The 26,470-nt window shown below is 46.3% G+C and carries 30 protein-coding genes; 1 reads left to right on the top strand and 29 read right to left on the bottom strand.

Translation table 11 applies throughout. The annotated features are described in order from the left end of the window. Positions 1 to 112: 112 nt before the first annotated feature. Positions 113 to 2,179 (bottom strand): sigma-54 interaction domain-containing protein, encoded by a 2,067-nt coding sequence (locus CP943_RS13425; protein ID WP_023855158.1) that lies wholly within the window; start codon positions 2,177 to 2,179, stop codon positions 113 to 115. 153 nt (positions 2,180 to 2,332) lie between these two features. Between CP943_RS13425 and CP943_RS13430 the strand changes: the two genes are divergently transcribed. Further along, positions 2,333 to 2,587, top strand: a complete 255-nt coding sequence (locus tag CP943_RS13430; protein WP_020452121.1) for a DUF2627 domain-containing protein — start codon at positions 2,333 to 2,335, stop codon at positions 2,585 to 2,587. Between the two features lie 111 nt (positions 2,588 to 2,698). Here CP943_RS13430 and CP943_RS13435 read toward each other — a convergent pair whose 3' ends face one another. The 28 genes from CP943_RS13435 to CP943_RS13575 form a co-directional block, all read right to left on the bottom strand. Further along, entirely contained in the window at positions 2,699 to 3,424 is a 726-nt protein-coding gene (locus tag CP943_RS13435; RefSeq protein ID WP_025811173.1) for a glycerophosphodiester phosphodiesterase, read from the bottom strand. A gap of 134 nt (positions 3,425 to 3,558) precedes the next feature. Beyond that, a complete protein-coding gene (locus CP943_RS13440) occupies positions 3,559 to 4,179 on the bottom strand; it encodes an N-acetylmuramoyl-L-alanine amidase family protein (protein ID WP_020452123.1) in 621 nt (206 codons plus the stop codon). A 35-nt stretch (positions 4,180 to 4,214) separates the two neighbouring features. Then, positions 4,215 to 4,520 carry a membrane lipoprotein lipid attachment site-containing protein gene (locus tag CP943_RS13445; RefSeq protein WP_020452124.1) on the bottom strand — a complete coding sequence of 102 codons (306 nt, stop codon included), beginning with the start codon at positions 4,518 to 4,520 and terminating at the stop codon, positions 4,215 to 4,217. Between the two features lie 499 nt (positions 4,521 to 5,019). Further along, entirely contained in the window at positions 5,020 to 5,589 is a 570-nt protein-coding gene (locus tag CP943_RS22460) for a serine O-acetyltransferase (RefSeq protein ID WP_020452125.1), read from the bottom strand. A 129-nt stretch (positions 5,590 to 5,718) separates the two neighbouring features. After that, positions 5,719 to 6,015, bottom strand: a complete 297-nt coding sequence (locus CP943_RS13460) for an antimicrobial peptide LCI (RefSeq protein ID WP_020452126.1) — start codon at positions 6,013 to 6,015, stop codon at positions 5,719 to 5,721. Between the two features lie 341 nt (positions 6,016 to 6,356). Continuing rightward, the gene (spo0A, locus tag CP943_RS13465) at positions 6,357 to 7,157 is read right to left on the bottom strand and encodes a sporulation transcription factor Spo0A (RefSeq protein WP_075213036.1); all 801 of its coding nucleotides are present in this window, start codon (positions 7,155 to 7,157) and stop codon (positions 6,357 to 6,359) included. A gap of 289 nt (positions 7,158 to 7,446) precedes the next feature. Next, positions 7,447 to 8,697 (bottom strand): SpoIVB peptidase, encoded by a 1,251-nt coding sequence (gene spoIVB, locus CP943_RS13470; RefSeq protein ID WP_031304732.1) that lies wholly within the window; start codon positions 8,695 to 8,697, stop codon positions 7,447 to 7,449. A 214-nt stretch (positions 8,698 to 8,911) separates the two neighbouring features. Beyond that, positions 8,912 to 10,642, bottom strand: coding sequence for a DNA repair protein RecN (gene recN / locus CP943_RS13475; RefSeq protein WP_101561071.1), 1,731 nt, complete (start codon positions 10,640 to 10,642; stop codon positions 8,912 to 8,914). A gap of 31 nt (positions 10,643 to 10,673) precedes the next feature. Next, positions 10,674 to 11,123 (bottom strand): transcriptional regulator AhrC/ArgR, encoded by a 450-nt coding sequence (gene ahrC / locus CP943_RS13480; protein ID WP_020452129.1) that lies wholly within the window; start codon positions 11,121 to 11,123, stop codon positions 10,674 to 10,676. A 163-nt stretch (positions 11,124 to 11,286) separates the two neighbouring features. Next, entirely contained in the window at positions 11,287 to 12,132 is an 846-nt protein-coding gene (locus CP943_RS13485; protein ID WP_020452130.1) for a TlyA family RNA methyltransferase, read from the bottom strand. Next, positions 12,129 to 14,030: a 1-deoxy-D-xylulose-5-phosphate synthase gene (gene dxs, locus CP943_RS13490; RefSeq protein ID WP_105981072.1), complete on the bottom strand. Its 1,902-nt coding sequence runs from the start codon at positions 14,028 to 14,030 to the stop codon at positions 12,129 to 12,131. The genes CP943_RS13485 and dxs overlap by 4 nt, the downstream gene beginning before the upstream one ends. A 232-nt stretch (positions 14,031 to 14,262) precedes the next feature. Beyond that, on the bottom strand, positions 14,263 to 15,153 hold the full coding sequence (locus CP943_RS13495) for a polyprenyl synthetase family protein (RefSeq protein ID WP_023855167.1): 891 nt from the start codon (positions 15,151 to 15,153) through the stop codon (positions 14,263 to 14,265). Next, complete coding sequence (locus CP943_RS13500; RefSeq protein ID WP_020452133.1) at positions 15,143 to 15,403, bottom strand: exodeoxyribonuclease VII small subunit; 261 nt, start codon at positions 15,401 to 15,403, stop codon at positions 15,143 to 15,145. The genes CP943_RS13495 and CP943_RS13500 overlap by 11 nt, the downstream gene beginning before the upstream one ends. Continuing rightward, complete coding sequence (gene xseA, locus CP943_RS13505) at positions 15,396 to 16,745, bottom strand: exodeoxyribonuclease VII large subunit (RefSeq protein WP_105981073.1); 1,350 nt, start codon at positions 16,743 to 16,745, stop codon at positions 15,396 to 15,398. Before xseA ends, CP943_RS13500 begins: the two co-directional genes overlap by 8 nt. 82 nt (positions 16,746 to 16,827) lie before the next feature. Then, the gene (gene folD / locus CP943_RS13510) at positions 16,828 to 17,676 is read right to left on the bottom strand and encodes a bifunctional methylenetetrahydrofolate dehydrogenase/methenyltetrahydrofolate cyclohydrolase FolD (protein WP_020452135.1); all 849 of its coding nucleotides are present in this window, start codon (positions 17,674 to 17,676) and stop codon (positions 16,828 to 16,830) included. A gap of 16 nt (positions 17,677 to 17,692) precedes the next feature. Further along, entirely contained in the window at positions 17,693 to 18,082 is a 390-nt protein-coding gene (gene nusB, locus CP943_RS13515) for a transcription antitermination factor NusB (protein ID WP_020452136.1), read from the bottom strand. Positions 18,083 to 18,374: 292 nt separating this feature from the next. Further along, complete coding sequence (locus CP943_RS13520) at positions 18,375 to 18,758, bottom strand: Asp23/Gls24 family envelope stress response protein (protein WP_031304734.1); 384 nt, start codon at positions 18,756 to 18,758, stop codon at positions 18,375 to 18,377. A gap of 47 nt (positions 18,759 to 18,805) precedes the next feature. After that, on the bottom strand, positions 18,806 to 20,158 hold the full coding sequence (gene accC, locus CP943_RS13525; protein WP_105981074.1) for an acetyl-CoA carboxylase biotin carboxylase subunit: 1,353 nt from the start codon (positions 20,156 to 20,158) through the stop codon (positions 18,806 to 18,808). A gap of 11 nt (positions 20,159 to 20,169) precedes the next feature. Then, positions 20,170 to 20,649 carry an acetyl-CoA carboxylase biotin carboxyl carrier protein gene (gene accB, locus CP943_RS13530; RefSeq protein WP_035338362.1) on the bottom strand — a complete coding sequence of 160 codons (480 nt, stop codon included), beginning with the start codon at positions 20,647 to 20,649 and terminating at the stop codon, positions 20,170 to 20,172. Between the two features lie 173 nt (positions 20,650 to 20,822). Continuing rightward, positions 20,823 to 21,461 (bottom strand): SpoIIIAH-like family protein, encoded by a 639-nt coding sequence (locus CP943_RS13535; protein WP_035338363.1) that lies wholly within the window; start codon positions 21,459 to 21,461, stop codon positions 20,823 to 20,825. Beyond that, the gene (gene spoIIIAG / locus CP943_RS13540) at positions 21,462 to 22,157 is read right to left on the bottom strand and encodes a stage III sporulation protein AG (protein ID WP_079289193.1); all 696 of its coding nucleotides are present in this window, start codon (positions 22,155 to 22,157) and stop codon (positions 21,462 to 21,464) included. Continuing rightward, entirely contained in the window at positions 22,150 to 22,779 is a 630-nt protein-coding gene (gene spoIIIAF, locus CP943_RS13545) for a stage III sporulation protein AF (protein ID WP_026579321.1), read from the bottom strand. Before spoIIIAF ends, spoIIIAG begins: the two co-directional genes overlap by 8 nt. An 11-nt stretch (positions 22,780 to 22,790) precedes the next feature. Beyond that, on the bottom strand, positions 22,791 to 23,996 hold the full coding sequence (gene spoIIIAE / locus CP943_RS13550; RefSeq protein ID WP_026579320.1) for a stage III sporulation protein AE: 1,206 nt from the start codon (positions 23,994 to 23,996) through the stop codon (positions 22,791 to 22,793). 21 nt (positions 23,997 to 24,017) lie between these two features. After that, positions 24,018 to 24,383, bottom strand: coding sequence for a stage III sporulation protein AD (gene spoIIIAD, locus CP943_RS13555; RefSeq protein WP_020452144.1), 366 nt, complete (start codon positions 24,381 to 24,383; stop codon positions 24,018 to 24,020). 42 nt (positions 24,384 to 24,425) lie between these two features. Continuing rightward, positions 24,426 to 24,632: a stage III sporulation protein AC gene (gene spoIIIAC, locus CP943_RS13560; protein ID WP_003183409.1), complete on the bottom strand. Its 207-nt coding sequence runs from the start codon at positions 24,630 to 24,632 to the stop codon at positions 24,426 to 24,428. Between the two features lie 22 nt (positions 24,633 to 24,654). After that, entirely contained in the window at positions 24,655 to 25,170 is a 516-nt protein-coding gene (spoIIIAB, locus tag CP943_RS13565; RefSeq protein WP_020452145.1) for a stage III sporulation protein SpoIIIAB, read from the bottom strand. Beyond that, positions 25,164 to 26,087, bottom strand: a complete 924-nt coding sequence (spoIIIAA, locus tag CP943_RS13570; RefSeq protein WP_020452146.1) for a stage III sporulation protein AA — start codon at positions 26,085 to 26,087, stop codon at positions 25,164 to 25,166. The genes spoIIIAB and spoIIIAA overlap by 7 nt, the downstream gene beginning before the upstream one ends. 91 nt (positions 26,088 to 26,178) lie before the next feature. After that, positions 26,179 to 26,460 (bottom strand): YqhV family protein, encoded by a 282-nt coding sequence (locus CP943_RS13575; RefSeq protein WP_003183412.1) that lies wholly within the window; start codon positions 26,458 to 26,460, stop codon positions 26,179 to 26,181. Positions 26,461 to 26,470 lie beyond the last annotated feature (10 nt).

Genomic DNA, 26,470 nt, shown 5'->3' on the forward strand with positions numbered 1-26,470 from the left:
CTTAGCAAACATCCGCCCACTATATCATGCAAGTTTCGTGCCAGTATAAAAAAGCGGTTCGGTACTGTGATCCTGTTTTACAGTTTGCATGATTTTGCACTCGTTTTGCAATTTATTGCATGCTATCTTTTGCAAGATTGTATTTATCCATTTTGTAATAGAGATTGCGGATACTGATTCCAAGCGCTTTCGCCGTTTTCGTTCTGTTGTATTGATGCTTTTCAAGCGTTTCTTTTATGACATGAGCTTCAAACCGCTCAACCGCATCAGACAGCTTTTCCTCTTCAATCTCAGGGAAAGCTGCTCCGGCTTCCACCTTTTTTTTCGGACGGTCTGCTTCAGGCAGGTGTTCGAGATCAATCCATTCCATTTGCGGTTTTAAAAAGATCATCGCCCGCTCAAGGACATTTTCAAGCTCTCTGACATTCCCCGGCCACTTCCGTGCTTTTAACGATTTGAGTGCGTTTTTCGTGAGCCCCTTTACATTGCGTCCGTATTCTTGATTGATCTTCCCAATCAAATGCCTGCTCAAGGCTTCGATATCCTCTTTCCGCTGCCTGAGCGGCGGAATTGATATCGGATAGCGATTGATCCGGTAGTACAAGTCTTCGCGAAACCTGCCCTCAGCGAGCGCTTTTTCAATATTGACGTTTGTCGCTGCGATGACCCGGACGTTCACAGAAATCGGTTTGGTCCCGCCGACTCTGACAATTTCTTTTTCCTGAAGAACGCGGAGGAGCTTCGCTTGTGTGTTTTGCGTGAGCTCTCCGATTTCATCCAAGAAAATGCTGCCGTTGTTCGCCTCTTCAAAAAATCCTTTTTTGCCGCCGCGGCGCGCGCCTGAAAAAGCGCCTTCTTCATAGCCGAACAGCTCTGATTCAAGCAGTGATTCCGAAATGGCCGCACAATTGACGCGAACAAACTTATTATACTTTCGGTCACTTTCGTTATGTATGGCATGGGCAAAAAGCTCTTTCCCCGTTCCCGATTCGCCTCTCAGCAAAATCGTCGCAGGCGTCTTCGCCCCCAATTTCGCCTGTTCCAGCGCGACGAGCATCTGCTCGCTTGAACCGATGATGTCGGCAAATGTATATTTCGCCTCGAGTGTACGGATAATCTGGCGCGCTCTGTTCAGCTCGTTTGTGAGCGATTGAATTTCAGATACATCGTGAATAACACCGACGCTCCCTTTTAAAATACCGTCAACAATAATCGGCGCGACATTGACGATCACTTCTTTTTTATTGGGGCCGACTTTCATTCTGACCCCTCTGACAGGGCGCCTCGTTTCAAGCACTTTCAAATGCATGCTTTCACCTTCGGATATGTCGGTATTGGCCGGCTTCCCGATCACCTGGTCTTTTGTCAGGCCCGTCATCTTTGTATACGCCCTGTTGATCATCATCCCGTTTCCGTTTTCATCAACGACCGATATCGCTTCATCCGAAGATTGAATGATCGCTTCAAGCATCGTTCTGACTTCCTTCAGGTTGGTCACCTCTTCAGCCAGCTCGACCGCATCGGTAATGTCCTTAAATATGCTAAGCGCCCCGAGCAGCGTCCCTCCGTCATCGATAATCGGAATTCTGGTCGTGACGATCTGCCTGTTCGGATGGAGAAATTGTTTTTGATGATACTCAGGCTCTCTCGTATTGAGAATGCGCGGCAGCTTCGTCGTCGGGATCACGCTTTGAATATGCTGGCCGATCGCTTCAGTGCGCTTTGTCCCGGTCATCACTTCCGCCATTTTGTTAAACAAAATGATCTCTTCGTTAATGTCGATAAAAATCATGCCGTCATTCATAGAGTTGAAAATACGGTCGTGTTTATACGTCTGCTCTTTTAACATTTGGATGAGCTGCTGCTTTTCGTTCATCAGCTGAGAGATGATATAAGCGAGCGATCCCGGCACCACGATCGTACTGTCGTGCTTTTTTCGCATCAGTTGCTTTAATACGCCGGCGTCTCCGGTCGTTTCAATGATGATATCGATCTGTTCTGTGATGTACGGTGCCCAATCGAGCGCCGTTTCGATATCGTTTTTTTGCGCGATGAAAAGCCCGGGAGCTTCCGGATTTTTATCGATGACCGCCTCGATATGCATCGTCTTTGTTTTCAGCAGCACATCCAAGAGAGCGGTCCCCCCTTTTCCAGCACCAACGATCAGTACTTTTTGCATCATCCCTTTACCCCTTTGTATGAAAAATTTTGCACACTATCACGTTCACTTGCAACAATTTGCACAACATCTATGTTATCATGTTTTCCTTTCTTGACAAACTTTTTTTTCAAATAGACAATAAAGGTAAATCTTTGGTAAGGGGATTCGTGTATGGGGAGAATGATCGCACTGCTCGTTTTGCTGATACCGGGAGGCCTGGCTGCTCTCGGAATTAAATTGATGCGCGACACTGTTTTCGGCGTTTTGATCAGCCCGTTTCAGATCCTTTGGCTTCAGGGGCTGGCGGGGTTCATATGCTTCGCAGGCGGCCTTTATTTATTAGGCGGATTTATTCTATACAGAGACAGAAAACGCAACCAAGTAAGCCCCCGCTTTAGAAAAAAGCAGAGCGGCCGCGAGGTGTGATCTCTGCGAACGGAAAGCAAAAAGCCGCAGATATTGTCTGCGGCTTTCAGATTGTTGACAAAATCCCAAAACGACTTTTAGTTTTGGGATTTTGTAATCCTTTTCAGCGTATCACATCTCGGCTTTTATTTTTAACGCTTTTTCGGGAAAATCGGTGAAGAAACCGTCAATTCCTTCAGCAATCAGCTTTTTCATCTCCTCTTCACGGTTGATGGTGAACGGCCGGACCGCTTTTTGTTTCAAATGGGCGTTTTTGATCATGTCAACCGACATTGAACGGCGATACGGATGAAATCCTGCAGCCGGAATCATTTCAATGTACTCCTCCGGCTTGTAGATGACATCCATGTAAAGCGCGGCCAACTCGATACTTGGATTCAATCTGCTGCATAACGCAAGGCTTTCATGATTAAATGATGAAAGAATGATCCGGTCTTGAAGGCCGTACGCTTCAATCATCGACATCACCTTTTCTTCCATCCCTTCATAACGGATAATGCTGTTTTTCAATTCCACATTGAGAAGAAATTCAGCATCTGCCGCCCACTCAAACACTTCTTCAAGGGTCGGTACCGGGACAGAGCCGGTTTTTTCGGAAAAACGGTGGCTTGCGTCTCCGCGCTTGATCTCCTTATATGTAAGATCCTTCACATATCCTTTCAGCGAAGTCGTCCTGTCAAGCTTTTCATCATGTATTACAACAAGACGTCCGTCTTTTGCCATTTGTACATCCAATTCGATGCCGTCTGCACCGATGGCCGCCGCCTGCTTAAACGCCGCCATTGTATTTTCGGGGAAAGTGCCTGAAGCTCCTCGGTGTGCAAATATTTTCGTCATTTCTGGTTCACCTCTACAAGAATTGCAAGTTTATATCCCATTATGAAGGTCTTACTGTTTTCTTTCCACACATAAGGCCTTTTTTAACATAAACATAACACAAGAACCCCGGTCTTATACCGGGGCCCCTATTGTTATTCGTAATAAGCTGTGACAGCGTCAGCAATCGCGTCTGCCGCTTTTTCCTGATATTCCGGACTTTCGAGTTTAGCTGCATCAGTTTTGTTCGTGATAAAGCCGAGTTCGACTAAAACACTCGGCATTTGAGAATTTTTGATGACATAAAACCCTGATTCTTTTACACCTCTGTCCCGAGTGCCAAGCGCATCCGGAAGGCGTTCTTGAATGTTAGACGCCAGACGTTCGCTGTCAGCGGCTTGATAGGCAGAATCGAAGTATGTTTCTGTACCTGACGCTTCAGGGACGGCCGAGTTTGCATGAATGCTGATCAGTAAGTCCGAAGCGTGCTTGCTCGCTTTGGCCACCCGGTCTTCCAGTGTCAAAAACGTATCATCCGTTCTTGAGGCGACTGTGGCAGCTCCCTCTTCTTTCAGTTTTTCATCAACCAGCTTTGCCACTTCAAGATTGACATCTTTCTCAAGCAGCCCGTTTCCGACCGCGCCGCTGTCTTCGCCCCCGTGACCTGCGTCAACATATACCGTCTTACCGGAAAGCGGCTCAGCTGCAAAAGCAGCTGGAAAAACCGCAATAAACGAAAACAGCAGCAAAACTAAACTCCTCATTAACAGTTTCACGATTAGTTCCTCCTACAATCCCTTTTTGCAAACGATCATTCTTTCTCTTTCATATCTTCAAGCTGTAATGTTCCGTCCTCTGTTTTCGTGTACTTCACTTCCACCTTTGTATCATCCTTGATCCCCTTATATTTATCCCGTTTTTCGGGAGGGACCTGAAACGTCGTTTCTTTACCGTCAATATTGACGGCGACGGTATGCTGATCCGCCAAACCGACAAAGGTGCCTTCTTTCACAAACGTTTCCCCGCCTGTTCCTTTTCGGCTCTCATTATGTTGCGTTGTCCCGCAGCCTGCCAATAGCAGCATAGCGAACAAAACAAGGATGACTCCTTTTTTCATGTCGACCACCTCGCCCGCTGAATTTTTTACACCCCGTACCTTATCTTTAATACCCGGCGGCTGTAAAGCAGGCCACTCCAGCAGATATTCGCCCGATTTACCCGTCCAACGCCCCAGGGATTTCCGAATTGTTAGAAGCCATCCGCTCAAAAACGTCTGTGAAAAACGGTCTACCCAAGGCGAAAAATGGTTGTCATCTGGAAGAAATCAGATCTATTTCATCATTTTTATTTTTTTGTATAAAAAAACGTCTTTTTTCATAAGAAAAAAGACGTTTCATGCGGCTTTCGCTTTATATGATTCATTCTATGACGCCAATGCACCGGGCGTGAGACAAACTTTGAAAAATAGACGGATACACCGAAAGCTGGCTGCGTGCTATGTAGCTTTTATCAGAACTTGCAGGAATGCATTTTTTAAAGCCCGGCTGCTTCATGACAACATTTAGTCCTTCATAGCGGATGATTTAGCAGCGCTGCTCCTTCCGCAGTTCTCATGCTTATATTTGCTGCTGCAGAGCCTGCTTCCGGTCCATTGTTGACGGCGCCTCTTTAATCTTTTTGGCAGGCACACCGGCTATTGTAATGTTTTCCTCAGTGAAAGATTTGTTGACTACGGCGTTTGCGCCAATCGAAATGCCGTCGGCAATGTGAATGCTGCCAAAGAGCTTTGCTCCAGGCCCGATCCAGACATTGTCTCCGATTGTTGGAACATCGTGGTGAGCGTGATTTTGCCCGATGTTAACTCCTTGATGAATGTCACAGTTTGCACCTATTTTTGCATTGCTGTTTACGATGAGCAATCCGTAATGGTTGATCCTCAACCCCGGACCGAAAACATTCACCGGGATGTCAAATCCGAGCTTCAATCCTCTCTTTTTATGCAGATACCGGTAAACATGCTTGAACACCTTGGAGTTGGCATTTGAGTAATATTCATGTTTGCGCAAGGCTATCTGATACTTCCAAATATCATCGCCAAACCATTTAGGCCTTTTTCGACTTGAGATTCCTAACGCTTTCTTGTCTTGTTCGAGATAATAGCGAAGATCTGTTTTCGTAAAGATCATCATACCACCTGCTTATTTCATACTTTTAACTCGAGATTGGCTTTTTCGAAAGGTTTTACATTCTCCGCCATCTATTTCCGTGAAATTACTAAAAGGAAAACAAAAAAAGGGGGAGCCCCCCTTTTTTGTTCATCCTTCGTAAAAACCAACCCAAGTGTTAAAAACATTACTGTAAAATTTCCCTTTGAAATACCATGTTCCATCGCTATCAGAAAATTTGTTACTGAAAACTCCTGAAGAAGATTTTACACATTTTGATGATTTGCTGCTTTTGAATGAGCTTGGCAAGTCACTTGGACAATTGATGTATTGAGCAGTCGGATGTGCAATCACCTCAGATGAATGCGGTGCAGCAAATACCGGCGCTGTAGAAATAAGTAAACCAACAGCCAGAGTCGTACCAGTTAATAATTTATTGACTTTCATTTTAAAACAACTCCTTTTCCATTTATTTCATTTCGATTTCATCATATAACAAACAGGCATTTCTAAAAAGTGCATAAATTACAATATTTTGGTATTTTTTGATAAGCTGTTAGGCTGACTTTACACAATACACACCGTGCTGAAACACAAACAGTACATTTAAGAGCAAAAAAACAGCCTCGTTTATAAAAACGAGACCTTCAAATACTGTATGAAACCCTTCGGATCGCAATTCATCGCAATAAGGACGAAAAATTCATCGGAATTACGATAAACTATTCGTTAGAAACAGGTCGGCAATTCAACGGTAAATCTTCGTCAAAACCGCGCCATGTCAACGTTTAAGAAGCCTTATGCTCCAGTCTCAGCTTGTCTGCGACCATCGCGATGAATTCTGAATTCGTCGGCTTGGCTTTTGACATGCTGACTGTGTAGCCGAAAAGTGACGAAATCGAGTCGATGTTGCCTCTGCTCCATGCGACTTCGATGGCGTGGCGAATCGCCCGTTCGACTCGGCTTGCAGTCGTGTTGAATTTTTTGGCGATATCCGGATAAAGCACTTTTGTAATGCTTCCGAGCAGTTCGATGTCGTTATACACCATGGAGATGGCTTCCCTTAAGTATAAATAGCCTTTTATATGAGCGGGCACGCCGATTTCGTGGATGATGGTCGTAATGCTGGCGTCCAGGTTTTTCTTCGGCGATTCCGACTGCGGCCGAAGCACACTGCTTTGAGAAGACGGGGCACGGTGTGTCAATTGAGATCCGTTTCCGCTGACCTGGCGGATATGGCCGACTAAGTTCTCCATGTCAAAAGGCTTCAAAATAAAATACGACGCGCCCAAATCTACAGCTTTTTTCGTCACGTCTTCCTGACCGAACGCCGTCAGCATGATGACATTCGGCTGCTTTTTAAGCTGCGATTCCCTCAGCCTTTCAAGAACGGCCAATCCGTCGAGGTGAGGCATGATAATATCCAGCACAAGCACATCGGGCTCCTTGTCTTTAAACAACGAAAGGCATTCCTGTCCGTTGTATGCGACACCAAGTACTTCCATGTCGCTTTGTCCCTCGATATATTCGCTTAATAGGCCGACAAGCTCCCTGTTATCATCAGCAACACATACTTTAATTTTCTCCACGTTTCTTCCTCCCCAATGTGTATGTTGATAAATTTCATCATTCTTTTTCTAATATGTTTAATTCGACAGCACCACTTTATTCCCTTTTTTTAAAAAGGATTTTTCCAATAATAGTGGTATCTCTCGCTTTTTCTCTGTTTTTTTCTGATTTTCTCGATTTTTCGACTCGAAATGCGACTTGACAAACCGGGGAACGTGAATTTGTCGAAAAATCTTTTCTTCTTTCATTTTAACGCACAACGCGCAAGAAAAAAAGACGAAATCAAAAACTGCCGGAGGAATCCGGCAGTCAGCTTGCTTTTTCTTTTTTATAAATATCGATTCCCGCTTCAGACAGCATCCATTCAATATGCACGCCGTATCCGCTCGTCGGATCATTGACGAAAACGTGAGTTACGGCGCCAATGATCTTTCCGTTTTGGATGATCGGGCTTCCGCTCATCCCTTGAACGATGCCTCCTGTTTTGCTCAACAGCCTCGGGTCGGTAATTTTCAGCACCATCCCTTTTGTAGCCGGAAACTTCTGAGGTGTCGTACTGACGACCTGAATATCGAATTTCTCGACTTTGTCGTTTTCGATAACCGTTAAAATTTGGGCCGGGCCTTCTTTTACTTCATCTGAAAATGCAATCGGAATGGCTTTGTCAGCGATGCGGTTTTTGATTGACTCGTGAAGCGTCCCGAAGATCCCGAATGGACTGTTTCTGTTGATATCACCGATCACTTTTCGTTCTGATGCGAAACGGGCCAGTTTCTCTCCGGGATTTCCGCCTGTTCCTTTTTCAATCGAAGTGACGGTCGATTTCACGATTTGCCCTTTTTCAACAACGATCGGTTTTTTCGTATCCATGTCTGAAATGACGTGACCAAGCGCTCCGTATTTTTTCGATTTCGGCTCGAAAAAAGTCATTGTGCCGATTCCTGCGGCAGAGTCCCTGATATATAAGCCGATTCTGTATTTATCTTCAGCCTGGTCTTTTTTCGGAATGAGCTTCGTTTTAATTTCTTGTTTATCTCTTTTAATCGACAGATGTAAGGTTTCTCCTGTTTTCCCGGCCTTTTGAATAAAAGGGGTAATGTCATTCATTTTTTCGATTTTCGTGCCGTTGATTTCGGTGATAATGTCGCCTACCGCGATTCCGGCTGCTTCACCGGGCGATTTTTTGCCTTCAGAGGTATTGATTTGATGAAAACCTACGACCAATACGCCAACGGAGTGAAGCTTTACACCAATAGACTGCCCGCCGGGGACCACTTTCAAATCAGGCAGGACATTTACTTTCGTTTTTTTAACTGGGAATCCGGCAAAATCATAGACGAGTTCTGCCTTTCCATTCTTTTCACCTTTTATTTCCACTTCACTTTGATTTTCTTTCAGTGTGAATGCTTCCGATGATCCATCTTTCGAAGCACTGACGGATAAGCTCGTTTCAACCGCACGGGTACCCGTCTCAAAAATGTTCAAGTTTTTTGGGATTACAATGTATTCTTTCACCGGTTTGTAAAACCCTACACTTATTAAAGAAACAAGGAGAATCATACCCACAACTTTTCTGATTTTTTCAACATCCACCTTTTCACTCTCCTCGCACCTAACCCACACCATATAAAATTTCTTTCGCTACATTCATTACTTTTGCCTTTCGGACAGCGATTTATAACTGCGGACGGAAGAAAATCATTGGATAAAATGATAAGAAAGAGTTTGTATAAGAAAATGCCGACAAAAAAATAAGCTGTTCAGGATGAACAGCTTATCCGGTAGTTTTAACAAGCTTAGCTTGGTTCAAAAGTTCTTTCGCATGGCGCTTCGTCAGATCCGTTACTTCGACTCCGGCGATCATCCGGCCGATTTCCGCTATTTTTTCCTGTTTTGTCAACGGTGTGACGCTTGTCGTCGTTCTCCCGTCTTTCGACTGTTTCGTAATCAAAAGATGGGTGTCAGCCATCGCGGCCACCTGCGGCAAGTGGGTAATGCATAAAACTTGAGAGCCGATCGAGACGCGGTGTATTTTTTCGGCGATCGCCTGCGCGACTCTGCCGCTTACACCTGTATCCACTTCATCGAAAATGATCGATGTAACATCCTGCTGAGCAGAGAAAATGCTTTTCATGGCCAGCATGATTCTTGACAGCTCTCCTCCAGATGCAACCTTTGACAAAGATTTGAGCGGTTCTCCCGTGTTTGTTGAGATTAGGAAATGGACGGTATCAATGCCGTGCTTTGTGAGCTGAACCGGCATACCGTTGACGACGGGTGCATCATCATCCCGTTCCGCTTTTTTCACCTGGAATTCCGTATCGAATGTCGATTTTTCCATATACAGATCTTTCAGTTCCTGCTGAATCTGTTTGGCCAGTTTTTCCGCCCATTTTTTTCTGATTTCGGACACATTGGCGGCTTCAATCGCCACATCCTTGCCGATTGATTCGAGGCGGGATTTTAAAGCCTGCAAGTGGCTGTCCCGGTTTTCGATCCGGTCGATCTCTTCCTCTATCTTAGCCGAATAAGCTTGGATATCTTCGACAGTAGCGCCGTATTTGCGTTTCAGCTGTTTGATTTCGTTTAATCGCGATTCGATATAATCGAGGCGCTCGGGGTCGTATTCGAGTTCATCCAGCATATTTCTGATCTGAAAAGTTGAATCTTCGAGAATGTAGTATGCGTTGGCTACGGATTCAGATACTTTATTGAGCCCTTCATTGATGCCTGAGACGTTTTCAAGCTCGCTTGAAGCCATGCCGACCCAGTCAAGCCCAGCCTGCTCGTTGCGTAGCGCATTATAGGCATTTTGCAGAGCTTCGTATATTTTTTCGAAATTAGCGATTTGACGGCGCTCTTCCTGAAGAAGTTCGTCCTCTTTCGGCTCAAGGTTTGCAGATTCGATTTCATCAAGCTGGAACTGTATTAAATCGAGTCTGTGAGCCATTTCCTGCTCGCTTTCAGAAAGCTCTTTCACCTTTCTCATGACGTCCATGTAGCGGCTGTAAACTTCCTGATACGCTTTTAGAGCATGCTCGATTTCTTCTCCTGCAAACCTGTCCAGAAGCTGAAGATGGTGCTCATCCTCCATCAGCAGCTGATTGTCGTGCTGCCCGTGTATGTCAAGCAGCAGTCTGCCGACTTCCCGCAAAGCGGCAATGGTGACAAGTTTTCCATTGACGCGGCAGATGCTCTTGCCGTTTGCGTTAATATCTCTCCTCATGACGATCATGTCATCCGAGGCTTCAATCCCGAGTTCTGTGCACAAATCAAAAACCGGATGGCCGCTGTCAAGGAGGAAAAGCCCTTCCAATTCGGCTCTTTTTTCGCCATACCTGACATATTCGGACGAGCCGCGGCCTCCAACAAGCAAAGAGACGGCGTCGATGATGATCGATTTTCCGGCCCCGGTTTCACCGGTCAGAACCGTCAGCCCTTTTTCAAAAGAAACGGTTAATTCTTCGATAATGGCAAAGTTTTTGATCGATAATTCAGCTAACAAGCTTTCATGACACCTCTTTTCAGGCCTTCGTTTATAAAAGCTCCAATATTTTCTTCTGTACGATTTTGGTATCATCATGCGTCCGACAGATGATCAAAATGGTATCATCTCCGCAGATCGTTCCCATGATTTCTTCCCAATCCAAATTGTCCATCAGCGCCCCGATCGCCTGCGCGTTGCCTGGCATTGTTTTTAAAACGATCAGATGGCTGGCTGAGTCGATTTTGACAAATGCGTCCATCAATGATCTTTTTAATTTGGAAAGGGGATTAAAGCGCTGATCAGCAGGCAGGCTGTATTTGTAGGAACCGTTGTTTGTCGGCACCTTGACCAAATGAAGCTCTTTAATGTCCCGCGAGACGGTGGCCTGCGTCACATTATAGCCGTCTTTCTTTAAAATATCGACAAGCTCATCCTGCGTTTCAATTTCATTAGCGGTGATAATCTCCCTGATTTTAATATGCCTTTGACCTTTGTTCATTTCACACCTCGTTTTATACACAAATTGTGTATGTTTATACATTTATGTTAAATGATTTTGTCGGAAAAGTACATGTTTGCAGTAAAAAAGGAATAATAGCCCACTATTATTCCTTTTTGCGTGCCGGCCACCCTCGCATTCGCCGTACGGCTCTCAAGGGTTTTTAATCACGCGGATCCGTTTTTTTCGCTTTTAATGTCTTGTGAGCTTCTTCGACAATTTGATTGATCGTTTCTTCTGCTATCGGCGTGCCAGGTTGCTCTTCTCCGTCCCAATGCAAATGGAGAAGGAATTCGATGTTGCCGTCGCCGCCGGTAATCGGCGAAAACGAGACGTTTCTGCAGTCATATCCTTCCCGAGCCGCAAACCGGCTGATGTCATCAAGCACAGCTTGATGGACGAGGGGATCGCGGACGATCCCTTTTTTCCCGACGGATTCCCGCCCTGCTTCAAACTGCGGTTTGACGAGAGCGATGCAGTCGCTTCCCGGAACTAAAATGCTCTTAAGCACAGGCAGGATGATTTTCAGTGAGATAAAAGAGACATCGATCGTCGCGAACTCCGGCAGTCCTTCCGTAAAATCGGCTGGTGTGCAATACCGGAAATTCGTGCGTTCCATCACTACAACCCGCTCATCCTGTCTCAGCTTCCAGGCGAGCTGATTATACCCGACATCAACGGCATATGAGCGGAGAGCGCCGTTTTGCAGCGCGCAGTCTGTGAAGCCGCCGGTGGAAGAGCCGATGTCAATCATCAGCTTGCCTTGAACGGAAAGCTGAAACTCTTTTAATGCTTTTTCAAGTTTTAATCCGCCTCTTGAGACGTATTTTAACGGGTTTCCTTTAACGGTCAGCGGAATCGTGCGGTCGACCTTTTCGCCCGGCTTGTCCAGTCTGTTTTCATTCGTATAGACGATGCCGGCCATGATGGCTCTTTTCGCTTTTTCCCGCGTTTCCATTAACCCTCTTTCTACTAATAAAACGTCGAGCCGTTCTTTTTTTCCTGTCATGATCCAATTCCTTTATGAGTCTTTACGGGCGTCAATAGTCTTATTCGTCTGATGACGTCTTCTTTTGTCATTCCGATCTCTTCCAGAAGCTTGGCGACGCTGCCGTGTTCAATAAATTGATCAGGTATCCCCATTCTATCAATGATCGGGCTGTATGACTGATGTTCATGGGCATACTCAAGGATCGAGCTGCCGAATCCGCCTTGGAGCACAGCCTCTTCGATCGTTAAAATCGGAAGCCCTTCGTTCAGGATTTCCATCAGCATGTTTTCGTCAAGCGGCTTGATAAAACGAGCGTTAACCACTCTGACCGAACGTCCTTCTTTCTGCAGCTCCTCCGCGGCAGCAAGCGCCATCGGAATGGTGGTGCCGAATGTTAAAATGACCGCGTCTGTCCCGGGTCTCAGCACTTCCCACGTTCCGATCGGGATCGTTTTCAATTCTTTATCCATTTTGACGCCGAGTCCGTTTCCGCGCGGAAAGCGCATGGCAATCGGGCCGTCATCGTATTTGACAGCCGTGTTGACCATGTGCTGGCCTTCGTTTTCGTCTTTCGGCATCATGAGAACCAAATTCGGAATATGCCGTAAAAAAGCAATGTCAAACACGCCCTGGTGTGTTTCCCCATCAGCGCCGACTAGGCCCGCTCTGTCAATGCCGATAAAGACATTTAGGTTTTGCCGGCAAATATCATGGACAACCTGGTCATAAGCGCGCTGAAGAAATGTCGAATAGATCGCCAGAAACGGCTTCATATTCTGAGTCGCGAGACCAGCCGCCATCGTTGCCGCATGCTGTTCCGCAATGCCGACATCAAACATGCGCTCCGGAAACTCGCTCGCAAACCCTTCAAGTTTTGAACCGACAGGCATGGCCGGAGTAATGGCTACAATCCTTTCATCCTCGCGGGCAAGCTTCCTGACCGTTTCGCTTACGAGCGCGCTCCATGATGGCGCAGCGGCTTTCGGCTTAACAAAATCACCGGTATCGATTTTATATGGGCCGGTTCCGTGCCATGTGCCGGTTTTATCGGTTTCCGCAGGCTTATAGCCTTTTCCTTTTTTCGTAATAACGTGGAGGAGTACCGGGCCTTTCGTCTTTTTCGCATACTGCATGTTTTCAAACAGTTCATCATAGGAATGACCGTCTACAGGCCCTAAATACGTAAATCCGAGCTCTTCAAAGAACATCCCGGATACCAGCAGGTATTTCAGGCTGTCTTTGATCCGCTCGGCTGTAGCGGCAAGCTTCCCGCCAACAGCAGGAATCCGCTTGAACAAATACTCAAGCTCATCTTTGACCCATTGGTATTTTCCGGCTGTGCGCAGCCTTCCGAGCATGGAATGAATCGCTCCGACGTTTGGAGCGATGCTCATTTCGTTGTCATTCAAAATGACAATCATGTCTTTTTGCTCATGGCCGATATGGTTAAGCGCTTCAAGAGCCATGCCGCCGGTCAGTGCACCGTCTCCGATGATCGGGATGATATATTCGTTTGTCCCTTTCAAGTCTCTCGCAGCTGCCATCCCCATCGCACCGGAGAGAGAAGTCGAACTGTGGCCCGTTTCCCAGACATCATGTTCGCTTTCATTCCGCTTTGGAAAACCGCACAGTCCTTTATGCTGACGCAGGGTGGCGAAGTCCTTTCCGCGGCCGGTCAGCAGTTTATGGACATACGATTGATGCCCCACATCCCACAAAAACTTATCTTTCGGGCTGTTAAATTCTTTATGCAATGCAATGGTAAGCTCGACAACGCCGAGATTCGGACCAATGTGCCCTCCGGATTCAGAAAGCGTTTCAATTAAAAAACGGCGAATTTCAGCGCTCAAGCTTTCCAGTTCTTGATTTGAAAGGTTCTTCAAAAATGCAGGGTTCTTTATCGATAACAGATCCAATCGGATCAACTCACTTTCAGCATGATTTCTGCAAGTATGCGCCTTGCTTCATTTTAAGTTTCAGCTTGAATTATTATATGACGAATTCATCCCCATGCGCAAACTTGCATATGCGGACGCTTCGTTTGAAAAAACAGCCGCTAACACAACGTGATAACGGCGCGGCGTTTTAGAGTTCAACTCTTTATATTTTAGCATAATAAGCCTTTGATGCTCAAATGGAAGCCCTGTATCAATGATCCCTTGCGGCAATCATATCGCAAAACTCGTACATAAGCTCTTTTTCAAGCGGAAGCTCTGAAATCAGCCGTTTTGCTTTTTCAATATGTTCATCAAGCTTTTTGTTGGCGCCCTCAAGCGAAAGGAGCGACGGATAGGTCGATTTTCCGTTTGTCTCGTCAGATCCGATCCGTTTGCCGATTTTATCCTCTGATCCTTCAAGGTCGAGAATGTCATCTCTGATCTGGAAGCCGATGCCGATATGATGGCTGAATTCGCGGAGCTTTTCGATCTCTTTTTCAGATGCATCTGCTAGAATCGCCCCCGCGATGACGCTGAAGCTGAGGAGTTTAGCCGTTTTTCCTTCGTGAATCCGCTGCAGTTCATCAAGAGAGACAGACTTTGATTCCGCTTCCATATCTAAAATCTGACCGCCGACCATGCCTTCAGCCCCCGCTGCCGATATCAGCTCATTCACCAGTCTGATGCGTTTTTCAGCAGATACATCAGAAGGCATATTGGAAGTGATCATTTTGAAGCTTTCGGTTAATAAGGCGTCTCCGGCGAGAATGGCCGTCGCTTCCCCGTATATTTTATGGTTTGTCGGCTTTCCCCTTCTGAGGTCATCGTCATCCATACAAGGGAGATCGTCATGGATTAATGAATACGTATGGATCATTTCAACCGCGCACCCTACCGGAATTCCGGCTTCTTCGTCTTTTCCGTACGCATGAAGAAGCGCAAGTACCAAAATCGGTCTCAGCCGTTTCCCTCCGGCTTCCAATGAGTACAGCATGGATTCCTTAAGGATGGACGGCGCTCGCAGGTCTTTAATATACATCGGAAGGCGTTCTTCAATTACTGTTTTTCTCGATTTTAAAAATCCGTCAAGTTTACCGGTCACCTTTTTCCTCCTCCCGAACACTGAAAGGAGCTAATTCCCCATTTTCCCGCAAAATGTAGTCCATCTGCTTTTCGACATTTTGCAGTTTTTCGTGGCACATTTTCGAAAGAGCCATCCCTTCCTGGAAGTAGTCGATCGCCTTTTCCAAAGGCACATCCCCTTCTTCAAGCTTTGATACGATCTGTTCCAGACCTTTCATCGCCTCTTCAAATGTCAGGTCTTCCCGGTTTGTTTTGTTTTCTTCAGCCATTTGTTTCGCCTCTCTTTTGCAGTACCTCACAGGTCAGCGTCCCATCGTTTAATGTGACGCGGATCTCGTCTTTTTCATGAACCTGTTCAATACTTTTAATCAATTCGTTTTCTTTATATGTCAAACTGTACCCTCTTTCCATCACTTGGAGAGGGCTTAATGCATTCAGTTTACCAAGAACCGTTTGAAACTGCGAGTGAATCTGCTTAAGCTGCACATCCATATTCCGCTTCAGCCGGACTGTCTGCTCTTCATGCCTCTTTCTCGCTTGTTTAAGCTGCTCCTCGGGATGAAGCATTTCCAGCTTGTATGTCTGTTCGTTCAGTTTTTGTTTTTTGCGTTCAACGGTCATCGCCAGCTGTTTTTGGAAACGGTCGAATATCAGGTCGAATTCCTGTTCCTTTTGGGCATACAGCCGTTTCGGGTAGCGGAAGGCATAAGAGGACTGGAGGGTTTTCACGCGCTCCTGCCGCTTTCTTAAATCCTGCTTCATCGATTTTGCAATTCTCGCTTCGAGCGTTTTCAGACGCTCCAGCAAATCAATCATATTAGGTACGGCCTGTTCGGCCGCTCCCGTCGGGGTCGCCGCGCGCAAATCCGCAACAAAATCGCTGATTGTAAAATCCGTTTCATGCCCGACGGCGGAAATGATCGGAATGTCGGAAGAAAAAATGGCCCTGGCGACAGCCTCTTCATTAAATGCCCACAGCTCTTCGATCGATCCCCCTCCGCGTCCGACGATTAATACATCGCATAACTCTCTGCGGTTAGCCTCTTTGATGCTGCTGACGATGGACTCGCCCGCGTTTACTCCTTGAACGAGCGTTGGAAAGACGATCACTTTTACAAGGGGGTATCTTCTTTTAATGGTGGTGATCACATCGCGTACAGCCGCTCCGGTTGGAGATGTGACAACACCGACGACGGATGGGAACGCGGGGATGGGTTTCTTATGTTTTTCATCAAACAAGCCTTCTTGCGACAGCTTTTTCTTAAGTTCTTCATACGCGAGATGAAGCGCACCTATGCCGTCAGGCTGTATTTCTTTCGCATAGAGCTGATAATTGCCGCTCGGTTCATATACCGAAATGCCGCCTCTCACCAATACCTTCATCCCGTTTTCAGGGGTAAAGGCAAGATTTCTGTTTTGTCTGGCGAACATGACGGATTGAATGCGGGCGTTATCATCTTTCAGTGTAAAATAAATATGGCCTCTGCTATGTATTTTAACATTTGACAGCTCGCCCTTGATCCAAATATCTTCAAGATGGGGGTCCACGTCAAATTTGCGCTTAATATATTTTGTCAAAGCCGTGACCGTGACAAATGAAATTTCACTCATGGCACAGTCTCCTTTCTAAGAAGGCACAAGCACGTTCATCCGCCGGCGCGAGACCAGGCGGATGAACGGCTGTACATTAAAGTTAAATTGTACGCTTCGCTGATTTAACCGTGTTATGGGCCAGCATTGTAATCGTCATCGGACCGACACCGCCCGGTACAGGTGTAATATAGGAAGCCTTTTCCTTCGCTTCTTCAAAATCGACATCACCGACGAGCTTTCCGTTGTCAAGGCGGTTAACGCCGACATCAATGACAACGGCTCCCTCTTTCATTTGATCCGCTTTGATGAAATTCGCCTTTCCGACAGCGACAATCAGAATGTCGGCTTTTTTTGTGTGAGCCGTAATGTCGGCCGTTCTTGAATGGCAGTACGTAACGGTTGCGTTTTCGTTCAAGAGCAGCTGCCCTACCGGCTTTCCGACGATATTGCTTCGCCCGACGACAACAACCTCTTTTCCCGACAGATCAATCTCGGTTTTCTTTAAAAGCTCCACGATGCCCGCAGGCGTGCAAGGTAGAAATGTATCTTCGCCAAGCAGCATCTTTCCTACGTTTAATGGATGAAAACCGTCAACATCTTTGTCAGGGGATATTCTTTCAATCACCGCTTGTTCGGAAATATGATCCGGAAGAGGCAGCTGGACAAGAATTCCGTGAAAGTCGTTATTTTGGTTGTACTGGTCAATTACTTCAAGAAGTTCCTGTTCAGAGAAACTTGCATCGAAATGATCCAGCTGAAAACGAATCCCCATGGCTTCAGCTGCTTTTTTCTTTCCCCGTACATATGAAAGAGACGCCGGATCATCACCAATTAAAATAACGGCCAGTCCCGGGGTCACTCCTTGTTTTTTCAGCTCTTCAACTTCCTTGGCCAGCTGCCCGCGCTTTTCCTTTGCTGTTTCTTTCCCGTCGATGATGGTTGCTGTCATTTGCTCTCCTCCTAGATTATTCAAGATCGGATTTAATGTTAGAAAGAACACCGTTTACAAACTTCGCCGACTTGTCATCTCCAAATTGCTTGGCCAGTTCAATCGCTTCATTCATAGAGACGTTGACAGGTATGTCTTCTAAAAAAATCATTTCGTAGGCGGACAAACGCAAAATCGCGCGGTCGACATTCGCTAGCCTGTCAAGCTTCCAATTGACGAGATGCCGTTTGATCATCTCATCGATTTTCTCTTTGTTCTCTAAGACCCCGTAAACAAGCTGCTCGAAAAAAGCGTCGCTTTCCTGCCCGTCCAAGGCGTGCTGCATCGCTTCATTCGGTTCTGTATCACTGACATCAATCTGGAATAGTGACTGCAAAGCCTTTTCTCTTGCTGTTCTTCTTTTCATTCTTTCTTTTTCTCCTTTAACCCTCTTTGCCGCTTGCCGTTTAAGCCACAAAGAGATCATATCATATTTTTAGTCTTTCCGCATGCAAAAATCGCGGTTTTATCGTCAATAACCGAATAATAAGAAACAAACATTTGTTATCATTCGTTTTTCGAACTTCTTTGCAAACTTTCCGGTTCCTCTTATTTTTGGTCGATAACAGCGGAAAGATGCTTTTAAACGTCATTTTTTAAAACGGAACATGAAAAAACCAAAGGGCCGTCATTCCCCTTGGTTCTTCCACTTCACCGCACTACATCTCTTGATCGACTTCCACCTCGTGCGTTTTTGAATCGAATTGAATGCCAACGATGTGAATATTGATTTCATTAATCGAAAGAGCTGTCATATTGAGAAGCGTCTGGCGGATATTATCCTGAACGGCATTTGCAACTTTAGGAATCGAAACGCCAAACATCATCACGCAATAAACATCAATGATAATTCCGTCATCTGACAAATCAACTTTGACGCCTTTGCCGTGATTCTTTTTTCCAAACCGTTCCACGACACCTGTCGCAAAATTGCCGCGCATTTCAGCTACGCCTTCAACTTCGGAAGCTGCGATTCCGGCAATGACTTCGATGACTTCCGGAGCGATTTCCACTTTTCCTAAATGATTGTCTTCATGGCTCATTTCCAATAAGCTGTTGTCGTCTTTCAATATGTTCACCTCCGTTAAAATTACGACCCCATTACATCATATATTTCTAAAAACTTCGTATTGAATTCTCCGCTTACGAATGTTTCGTGCTCGAGCAGTTTCAGATGGAACGGTATCGTCGTATGAACGCCTTCGATGACGAATTCGCTCAACGCTCTTTTCATTCTTGATACAGCTTCTTCCCTCGTCTTCCCGTATGTGATGACTTTTGCAATCATGCTGTCGTAATAAGGAGGAATCGAGTATCCCGGATAAGCCGCAGAATCCACTCTGACGCCGAGCCCGCCCGGAGGCAGATACATCTCGATTTTTCCCGGAGAAGGCATGAAGTTTTTCTCAGGGTTTTCCGCATTAATCCGGCATTCGATGGCCCAGCCGTTAAAAGTGACTTCATCTTGGATGAGGGCTAATTTTTCACCTGACGCCACTCTGATCTGCTCTTTAATCAAATCAACGCCCGTCACCATCTCTGTTACCGGATGCTCAACCTGAATGCGCGTGTTCATTTCCATAAAGTAGAACTTCTGCTCGCGGTAATCGTAGATAAATTCAACTGTTCCCGCGCCCGTGTACTTAACGGCTTCAGCCGCTTTGACAGCCGCCTGCCCCATTTGCTCCCTGATTCCTTCATCAAGCGCAGGTGAAGGGGTTTCTTCAAGCAGCTTTTGGAGCCTTCTTTGGATTGAACAGTCGCGTTCACCCAAGTGAATCGTATTTCCGTGTGTGTCCGCAAGCACTTGGATCTCGACGTGTCTGAAGTCTTCAATGTACTTTTCAATGTAAACACCCGGGTTGCCGAAAGCAGTGGCCGCTTCTTGCTGAGTGATTTTAATGCCGTTGATCAGTTCTTCTTCCGTACGGGCGACCCTGATTCCTTTTCCGCCGCCCCCGGCAGTTGCCTTTATAATGACAGGATACCCTATATCGCGCGCTAATGAAACCGCATCTTCAATATCTTCAATAATTCCTTTGGAACCCGGTACGATCGGAACGCCAGCCTGCTGCATCGTTTCCCTGGCAACATCCTTTGTCCCCATCTTAGAGATCGCGTCTGCTGTCGGACCGACGAAGGTTACGTTTACCTCTTCGCAAAGCTCGGCAAAATCGGCGTTTTCCGCCAGGAAGCCGTAGCCCGGGTGAATCGCATCAGCGCCGGTCATTTTGGCGACGCTGACGATGTTCGTTATATTCAAGTAGCTGTCTTTTGATAGCTTAGGTCCGATGCAAAATGCTTCATCAGCCATCTGAACATGGAGCGCCTCTCTGTCGGCCTCGGAAAAGACGGCTACTGTATCGATCCCCAGTTCTTTACAAGCTCTGATAATTCTGACAGCAATTTCTCCCCTGTTCGCAATTAATAGCTTTTTGATCATCTTATTGCTCCTTACTCTGCTTTTACTAAAAATAAAGGTTGTCCGTATTCAACCAGCTGGCCGTTTTCAACCAATACTTCAACGATCTCGCCTTTCACTTCGGCTTCGATCTCATTAAAGAGCTTCATTGCTTCCACAATGCAGACGACAGAGGATTCTGTTACCTTCGAACCGACTGTTACGTAAGGGTCGGCTTCAGGCGAAGAAGACGCATAAAACGTTCCGACCATCGGAGAGGTAATTTTGTGGAGGTTTCCGCCGTCTTTTGCGGCTTCTTCTGCTGCAGGCGCATCCTGAACTTGCGCTTGCATCGCGGGAGCTTCCGGAGCCGGTGTTTGAACAGGCGCCGCAGCCACTTGCTGGATGGTTTGCACGGTTCCGCTTTGTTTTTTCAGTTCAACCTTCGATCCTTCGTTTTCGTATGTAAATTCATTTATCGAAGATTCATCAATTAATTTTATCAACTGTCTGATTTCATCAATGTTTAACATGCTATCGCACTCCTAATGAAAAAGATTTTACGCATTTATCAGTTAGTACTAAAAGTACATACTATATTCATCTTACAGGAGAGGAATGCCGAATTCAACTACAATCATGAGCGCCCTGCATCAACAGGAGCCTCAAGCATAAAAAAATCCCGCTTTTTGCAAGCGGGACATGTTTACTCTGCTGGCTCGAACGTCACAGCCACATCGTTTAAGTTTTTCACTTCTTTTGCGACGATGTCGATGATATCGGTGGCAGCGGCCTTCGAGTGCTCCTTCGCCTTCACCGTAATATTGACTTTATCGCCGTCGGCATTGACCAAGGCGTCTTTATAGCCTTTTGTTTTGATCAGCGTTTCAAGCGTCTTTTCCGTTCCTTCAGCTTCACTGAGCTCTGTCATCTTGTCGTAAGCTTCGCTTTTTTCTTTTGCCGTCGCTTTATCGCTTCTGACGATTTCGGTTAATTCCTCCCTCTCCCTGCTGCGCTGATCGTCCATTTCCATGCGGTATGTTGTGAATAAATCTTCATCACCGGATGATTCTTTTGTTACAACTTCTCCGTTCTGCTCACTCGCAGACGTTTCTTTATCTTTTGTGTCTTTCCCTTCAGTTTTGTCTTTAGCAGGCGCGGTGTCTTCTTTGCCATCTTTGGCAGGCTCTTCTTTCATCGGTTTTTCTTTTTCAGCAGCGACTTGTTCTTTGTCATCCACCGTGACGACATTTTCTCCTTCAGGCGACATAATGTAGTAGACACTCAGCACAACGACGAGACTTAACATGGTTAAAAGCCAAACCGTTTGTTTTTTCAGCATCATTTATGAATCCTCCTTCATTTTTTTAGGGGCAACAGCGACGCGGTGGCTCGGAACATCAAGAACCCTTGTCACTGCTTCAATGATGGTCTTTTTTATTTGAACGTTGTCGACTCCTTGAGCGACAACGAGAACACCCCTGATATCGGGCTTTTTCGTCTGAACGACGACAGGCGTCTCTTTATCTCCGTTTTTGATGATGACAATTTCTTCGTCAGAAGACATTTCAGACACCGTTCGCTTGCCTCCCTGTTTATCTGTCTCATTCGTTGAAGTCTCCTGGGTTTTTCTATTTTTCTCGAATATTTTCAATGAGGTTGCATCAACATTGACGACGATTGATACGTCTTCCACGCCGATAATCGTTTCCAATATGTCTTTGAGCTGATTCTCATATTCCTGTTCGTAATCTTGGATCGAGTCCTTCGGTTTGTCATCTGAGGCGGGTTTGAACACTTCTTTTTCACCTTCACCGCTCTGTCCGGCGCTTTCAGACGAAGCTTTTTGTGAAGCCGACGGCTGATCTGCCGCTCGATCTTGAGAAGGTTCGGAAGAGAAGATTTGACTGATGAGCATGAAGGAAACGCCGAGAACAAAAAGCAGCAGAAAATAGTGATATTTCGTCAGCTTTTTTCCGTTTTTCTCGTCTTTGGGCAGCAGGTGGCCGATCAGCTTTTCGATCCAGGTTCTTTTATTCATTGCCGCTTCGTTCTCCCCCTTCAATATGAACTGTAATCTTGTCGGGGCTTATTTCCCATATGCCTGCAAGCTGTTCTCTGACTTCCCCCGTCTCTTTCTTTTCTCTTTCTCGCATTGGCTGGTAGCCGCGATCCGTATTGATTTCGACAGGAGCGACGGCTTGGACCGTTTTTTCGGATGCCGGTTCCATGAATACCGAGACTTCCGCATGCTTACTGAGATCTTTCTCTGTTTTCAGCTGGCCGTCAGAAGAGACCGCGACTCGGTCAATCTTGTATTTGTCGCTGGTAAACCTTCCCTCTGCGCTCTTTTTCAATTGAACAGCCATCTGTTCTAAGATATATGCTTGTTGTGAGGCTTGTATTTCTTTTTTTTCTGAATTCAACTGATTTTTTATTTCGTTTGACTGAACTTGTCCGTTTTTTGTAAGCCTCTCAAAGATTACATCCGGATCGGTCCTGAATAAAGAGAAGATCGGATTCAGTATCACAACGATCAAGAGCAGGCTGATCACCATTTTCGCGTATTTTTGCATGCTCGAATTCGGCAGAAGCATATCGATGACGATCGCCATCAGAATAAATAGAATAATGTTCGTGAGCCACTCTGTCAGAAATTCCATCTCATCCCTCCCTACTTCATCATCATCGTCAAATTCCCCGCTGTAATGATCACGGTTAAGCTTAAAAAAAACATCAGCGAAACGATGGCCATGGCCGCGAAAATGTAGATGACGCTTTTGCTGATGACATCCAGGCAGCTGATCACCGGACCGCCTCCGAGAGGCTGGAGAACGGCTGCGGCAATTTTGTATATGAGCGCGAGGGAGAGGATTTTGATTGCGGGAAAGGCTGCGATGCAAATCAAGATCGCCACCCCGAGTATCCCGACGGTGTTTTTCAACAGGAGAGACGCGCTGATCACCGTGTCCGTCGCTTCGGTAAACATGCGGCCCAATACGGGGATGAAGTTTCCGGTGATGAATTTGGCCGTCCGCAAAGTAATGCCGTCCGTCACTGCGGCTGAGGCGCCCTGAACCGAGATGACACCGAGGAACACGGTTAAAAATGCAGCCAGCGTGCCGATCGCCGCGTTTCTGAGGAGCTGAGCCAGCTGTGTGACTTTATACTGGTCCGTCATCGTGCTGACAATGCTTAAAATCGCTGATAAAAACAAAAGCGGCAGCACGATATATTGGATAAACAAGCCGCTCGTGTTCATGAGAAAGAGAATGACCGGATGAAAAAATGCGGCTGAGGCGGCTCCTCCCGAAGTCGCCATCAGCGCTAGAAGCAAAGGTACGAGCGACAGAATAAAGCTTGTCATCGTCTGGATCGCTTCATTCGCATATGTGACGGCAACCCGAAAGCTGTTGAGCGCAAGAATGATCAGCACCATGTAGACAATTGCATACGCCACTTTGCTGACGGTGCTTTGCTGAAACGCGTTTTGCAAAAGCTGAAGCAGCACGCAGAAGATGGTCAACAGGATCAGCGTCCCGAGCAGTTTCCCGTTAGCCAGCACTTCATGAAACAAGTAAGAAAACAGCGCTTTGCTCCATTCCTCAGGCGAAAAGTGCTTTTCACCTTTGACAAATTCAAGCAGGCTTCCTTTTTGACTTTCGGGAAGGTGTCCTCCATACTCAGTCAAAATGTTGTTCCAGAACTCCCCGACCCGGTCAAGCTCCAAACCTTCAGCCTGCTCTCTGGCCATCGCTTCAGCCGATTCTTCCGCGGCGGGTTCCCCAGCCGGCTCCGCTTCTTTTGGCGAAGCTTGTACATCATGCGCTCCAAAGCATACGATTCCTATGACCAAGAGCCAGAACAGAAAACGCTTCACTCAGGAAATCCTCCTTTCTGACTAAGACATGGAAGGGATGAGTCCGATGATCGTTTCGATAATGACGGTTAAAATAGGCACGGCCATGACTAAGATGAGGATTTTGCCTGCCAATTCGATTTTTGAAGCAATCGCACCCTGTCCGGCATCTTTCGTCAGCTGGGCGCCAAACTCCGCTATATAAGCAATCCCGATAATTTTCAAAATCGTTTCGACATACATCATGTTGATGTTGGCATTGGCAGCTATTTTTTCAATCATCCGAATGATTTCGTAGACTTGATCGACTAAGAATAAAAAAATCGTGCATCCGGCAAAAACGACAATCATAAAAGCAAACGTCGGTTTTTGCTCTTTCACAATCAAGCTGAGGAAGGTGGCGATCATTCCCAATCCTACGATTTGTACGATTTCAATGAGTGAGCCCCCCTATCCTTGAAATAGAAAGACAGCTTTTATCTTTTGGAATAGATCATCGACAACAGTAGCCACCATGAACAATATATAAATGAATCCTAAAAGCGTGACCCATTGGGCATATTCCTTCTTCCCCATTTGATCCAGTATGGTGTGAAGAAAAGCGACGACGATCCCGACGCCGGCAATTTGAAAAATAATATTTACGTCTACTCCCATTTCGTGTATGCTCCCCTCTTCATTACATCAATAGAAGAATCAGCAGCAGTCCCGACAAGAACCCAAGGCTCTTCACCATTTTTTCATTTTTCGCCTGGGCGAGATTTGCTTCAGCTTCCTCTGTCTCTAAATGGGTTAACGCCAGTTTGATATGTTTTTGCTGAGAAATCAGATCATGACGGCCAAGCGTTTCGCCGAATTGCCGTAAAATCTCGTATTCTTTCTTTTTGAGAGCCGTTTCGGGCCATACTTTCTCCAAGCTGTCTTCCCATGCCGTCCCCGCTGAAGCGCTGCCTTTTTCCAGCTGTTCTGCAAATGTCTGAAACAAAGAAGCTATCGGCCCGGAAAGCTGGTGTGCGATCTGCTTTGACGCCTGAAGGAGCGGTGTGTGCCCGTACATGATTTCAGCCTCTAAAGACTGCAAAGCGGCCAACAACTGGCGGATTTGCTTCGGTCTATCCCTGAAAGGCTTCGCCATTTCAAATCCTGTCCATGTGGCTGCTGCCAAAATAAGCACGGCACCTAAAAGCTTCAGCATGATAACATCCTCTTCGCCGCACCGAGCGGCTCTCCATTCCCGTTCAAGATGCGGCTCAGGCTGCCGGGACCGTTCTTTCTGGATAGTTCCACGATTCTCTCAAAAACCCGGTGCTCCTGAAGCATTTTCAATGATGGACGCCTGGCGATATCGGCATATGAGGAGCCGTGAGCCGAAACGATGACAGACACCCCCGCATGGACCGCTTCCAAGAGCGCTTCTGCGTCTTCCATTCTTCCGATCTCATCGGCGATCATAACCTCCGGACTCATCGATCTGATCATCATCATCAGGCCTTCCGCTTTTGGACAGGCGTCAAGGATGTCTGCCCGGTCGCCGAGCCGATATTGCGGGATGCCGTTTACACAACCTGCGATTTCAGACCTTTCGTCGACGATTCCCACCTTTTTGGCAGACACGTTGCCGCTCCCTGAGCTGATCAGCCTGGCGAGATCTCTGAGCAGTGTTGTTTTTCCGGTTTGCGGCGGACCGATGATCAGCGTGTTCAGCCACGAGTTTTGAAATAAATGAGGGACATACGGTTCGGAAATGCCGATTTTTTCTTTGGCAATGCGGATATTAAATGATGATATTTCTCTGATTCCTTTGACTGCTCCGTTTTCGACGACAACCCGGCCGGCAAGCCCCACGCGGTGTCCGCCTCTGATCGTGACATATCCTTTTTTCAATTCCTCTTCCAGTGTATACATGCTGTAATTTCCCAGCCTGTTTAAAAGAAGCGCCGAGTCTTCAGGCGTCGCCGCATAAGGGAGAAAGCGTGGCTTTCCTTTGTTCACCAGTTCGAGCGGACGACTTGTCCGAATCCGAATTTCTTCTATCTGATTGATTTCATGGTCGCCAAGACCGTTGAGCGCGCGTTTGATCGTATCGGGGAGAATCTCTGTGATGTGATGCAAAAACACTCCCTCCTCTTTTTGCTTGTCTTCTATAAAAATGTATGATCAACGGAAGACATTATGACAAGTCGGTCTCTCTTATCATGTGTCACTATTTATAGATCCCCGCGATGATCAACACCACTCCCATAAAGATCAAAATCAGCTTTGCGTAAGAAAGCTGCCCTGCAATCTGATAGATGCCGATTGTCATTGTAATAATAAAGATGAGCGGTCCGACCATCGCAAGCACACTGTTGACCGCCACGGCTTTTCTGACGTCGTTTGTCAAAAGCATTACGACAGCCGCCGTCAGTTCGATCAAAGATGATACCACTCTTAACGCAGCCATTGTCAGAACCGTCGGATTGACTTGTCCAAAGAAAAGCTTCATGATCTTAAAC

This window comes from Bacillus paralicheniformis (genome assembly GCF_002993925.1).
GTDB classification, from domain to species: Bacteria; Bacillota; Bacilli; order Bacillales; family Bacillaceae; genus Bacillus; species Bacillus paralicheniformis.

What these genes read in the sequence shown, in the direction of transcription:
- CP943_RS13425 (WP_023855158.1), bottom strand. Translation starts at nt 2,179, where the DNA reads ATGCAAAAAGTACTGATCGTTGGTGCTGGAAAAGGGGGGACCGCTCTC.
- CP943_RS13430 (WP_020452121.1), top strand. Translation starts at nt 2,333, where the DNA reads ATGGGGAGAATGATCGCACTGCTCGTTTTGCTGATACCGGGAGGCCTG.
- CP943_RS13435 (WP_025811173.1), bottom strand. Translation starts at nt 3,424, where the DNA reads ATGACGAAAATATTTGCACACCGAGGAGCTTCAGGCACTTTCCCCGAA.
- CP943_RS13445 (WP_020452124.1), bottom strand. Translation starts at nt 4,520, where the DNA reads ATGAAAAAAGGAGTCATCCTTGTTTTGTTCGCTATGCTGCTATTGGCA.
- CP943_RS22460 (WP_020452125.1), bottom strand. Translation starts at nt 5,589, where the DNA reads ATGATCTTTACGAAAACAGATCTTCGCTATTATCTCGAACAAGACAAG.
- CP943_RS13460 (WP_020452126.1), bottom strand. Translation starts at nt 6,015, where the DNA reads ATGAAAGTCAATAAATTATTAACTGGTACGACTCTGGCTGTTGGTTTA.
- spoIVB (WP_031304732.1), bottom strand. Translation starts at nt 8,697, where the DNA reads ATGATTCTCCTTGTTTCTTTAATAAGTGTAGGGTTTTACAAACCGGTG.
- ahrC (WP_020452129.1), bottom strand. Translation starts at nt 11,123, where the DNA reads ATGAACAAAGGTCAAAGGCATATTAAAATCAGGGAGATTATCACCGCT.
- CP943_RS13485 (WP_020452130.1), bottom strand. Translation starts at nt 12,132, where the DNA reads ATGACAGGAAAAAAAGAACGGCTCGACGTTTTATTAGTAGAAAGAGGG.
- CP943_RS13500 (WP_020452133.1), bottom strand. Translation starts at nt 15,403, where the DNA reads ATGGCTGAAGAAAACAAAACAAACCGGGAAGACCTGACATTTGAAGAG.
- xseA (WP_105981073.1), bottom strand. Translation starts at nt 16,745, where the DNA reads ATGAGTGAAATTTCATTTGTCACGGTCACGGCTTTGACAAAATATATT.
- folD (WP_020452135.1), bottom strand. Translation starts at nt 17,676, where the DNA reads ATGACAGCAACCATCATCGACGGGAAAGAAACAGCAAAGGAAAAGCGC.
- nusB (WP_020452136.1), bottom strand. Translation starts at nt 18,082, where the DNA reads ATGAAAAGAAGAACAGCAAGAGAAAAGGCTTTGCAGTCACTATTCCAG.
- CP943_RS13520 (WP_031304734.1), bottom strand. Translation starts at nt 18,758, where the DNA reads ATGAGCCATGAAGACAATCATTTAGGAAAAGTGGAAATCGCTCCGGAA.
- accC (WP_105981074.1), bottom strand. Translation starts at nt 20,158, where the DNA reads ATGATCAAAAAGCTATTAATTGCGAACAGGGGAGAAATTGCTGTCAGA.
- accB (WP_035338362.1), bottom strand. Translation starts at nt 20,649, where the DNA reads ATGTTAAACATTGATGAAATCAGACAGTTGATAAAATTAATTGATGAA.
- CP943_RS13535 (WP_035338363.1), bottom strand. Translation starts at nt 21,461, where the DNA reads ATGATGCTGAAAAAACAAACGGTTTGGCTTTTAACCATGTTAAGTCTC.
- spoIIIAG (WP_079289193.1), bottom strand. Translation starts at nt 22,157, where the DNA reads ATGAATAAAAGAACCTGGATCGAAAAGCTGATCGGCCACCTGCTGCCC.
- spoIIIAF (WP_026579321.1), bottom strand. Translation starts at nt 22,779, where the DNA reads ATGGAATTTCTGACAGAGTGGCTCACGAACATTATTCTATTTATTCTG.
- spoIIIAD (WP_020452144.1), bottom strand. Translation starts at nt 24,383, where the DNA reads ATGATCGCCACCTTCCTCAGCTTGATTGTGAAAGAGCAAAAACCGACG.
- spoIIIAC (WP_003183409.1), bottom strand. Translation starts at nt 24,632, where the DNA reads ATGGGAGTAGACGTAAATATTATTTTTCAAATTGCCGGCGTCGGGATC.
- spoIIIAB (WP_020452145.1), bottom strand. Translation starts at nt 25,170, where the DNA reads ATGCTGAAGCTTTTAGGTGCCGTGCTTATTTTGGCAGCAGCCACATGG.
- CP943_RS13575 (WP_003183412.1), bottom strand. Translation starts at nt 26,460, where the DNA reads ATGAAGCTTTTCTTTGGACAAGTCAATCCGACGGTTCTGACAATGGCT.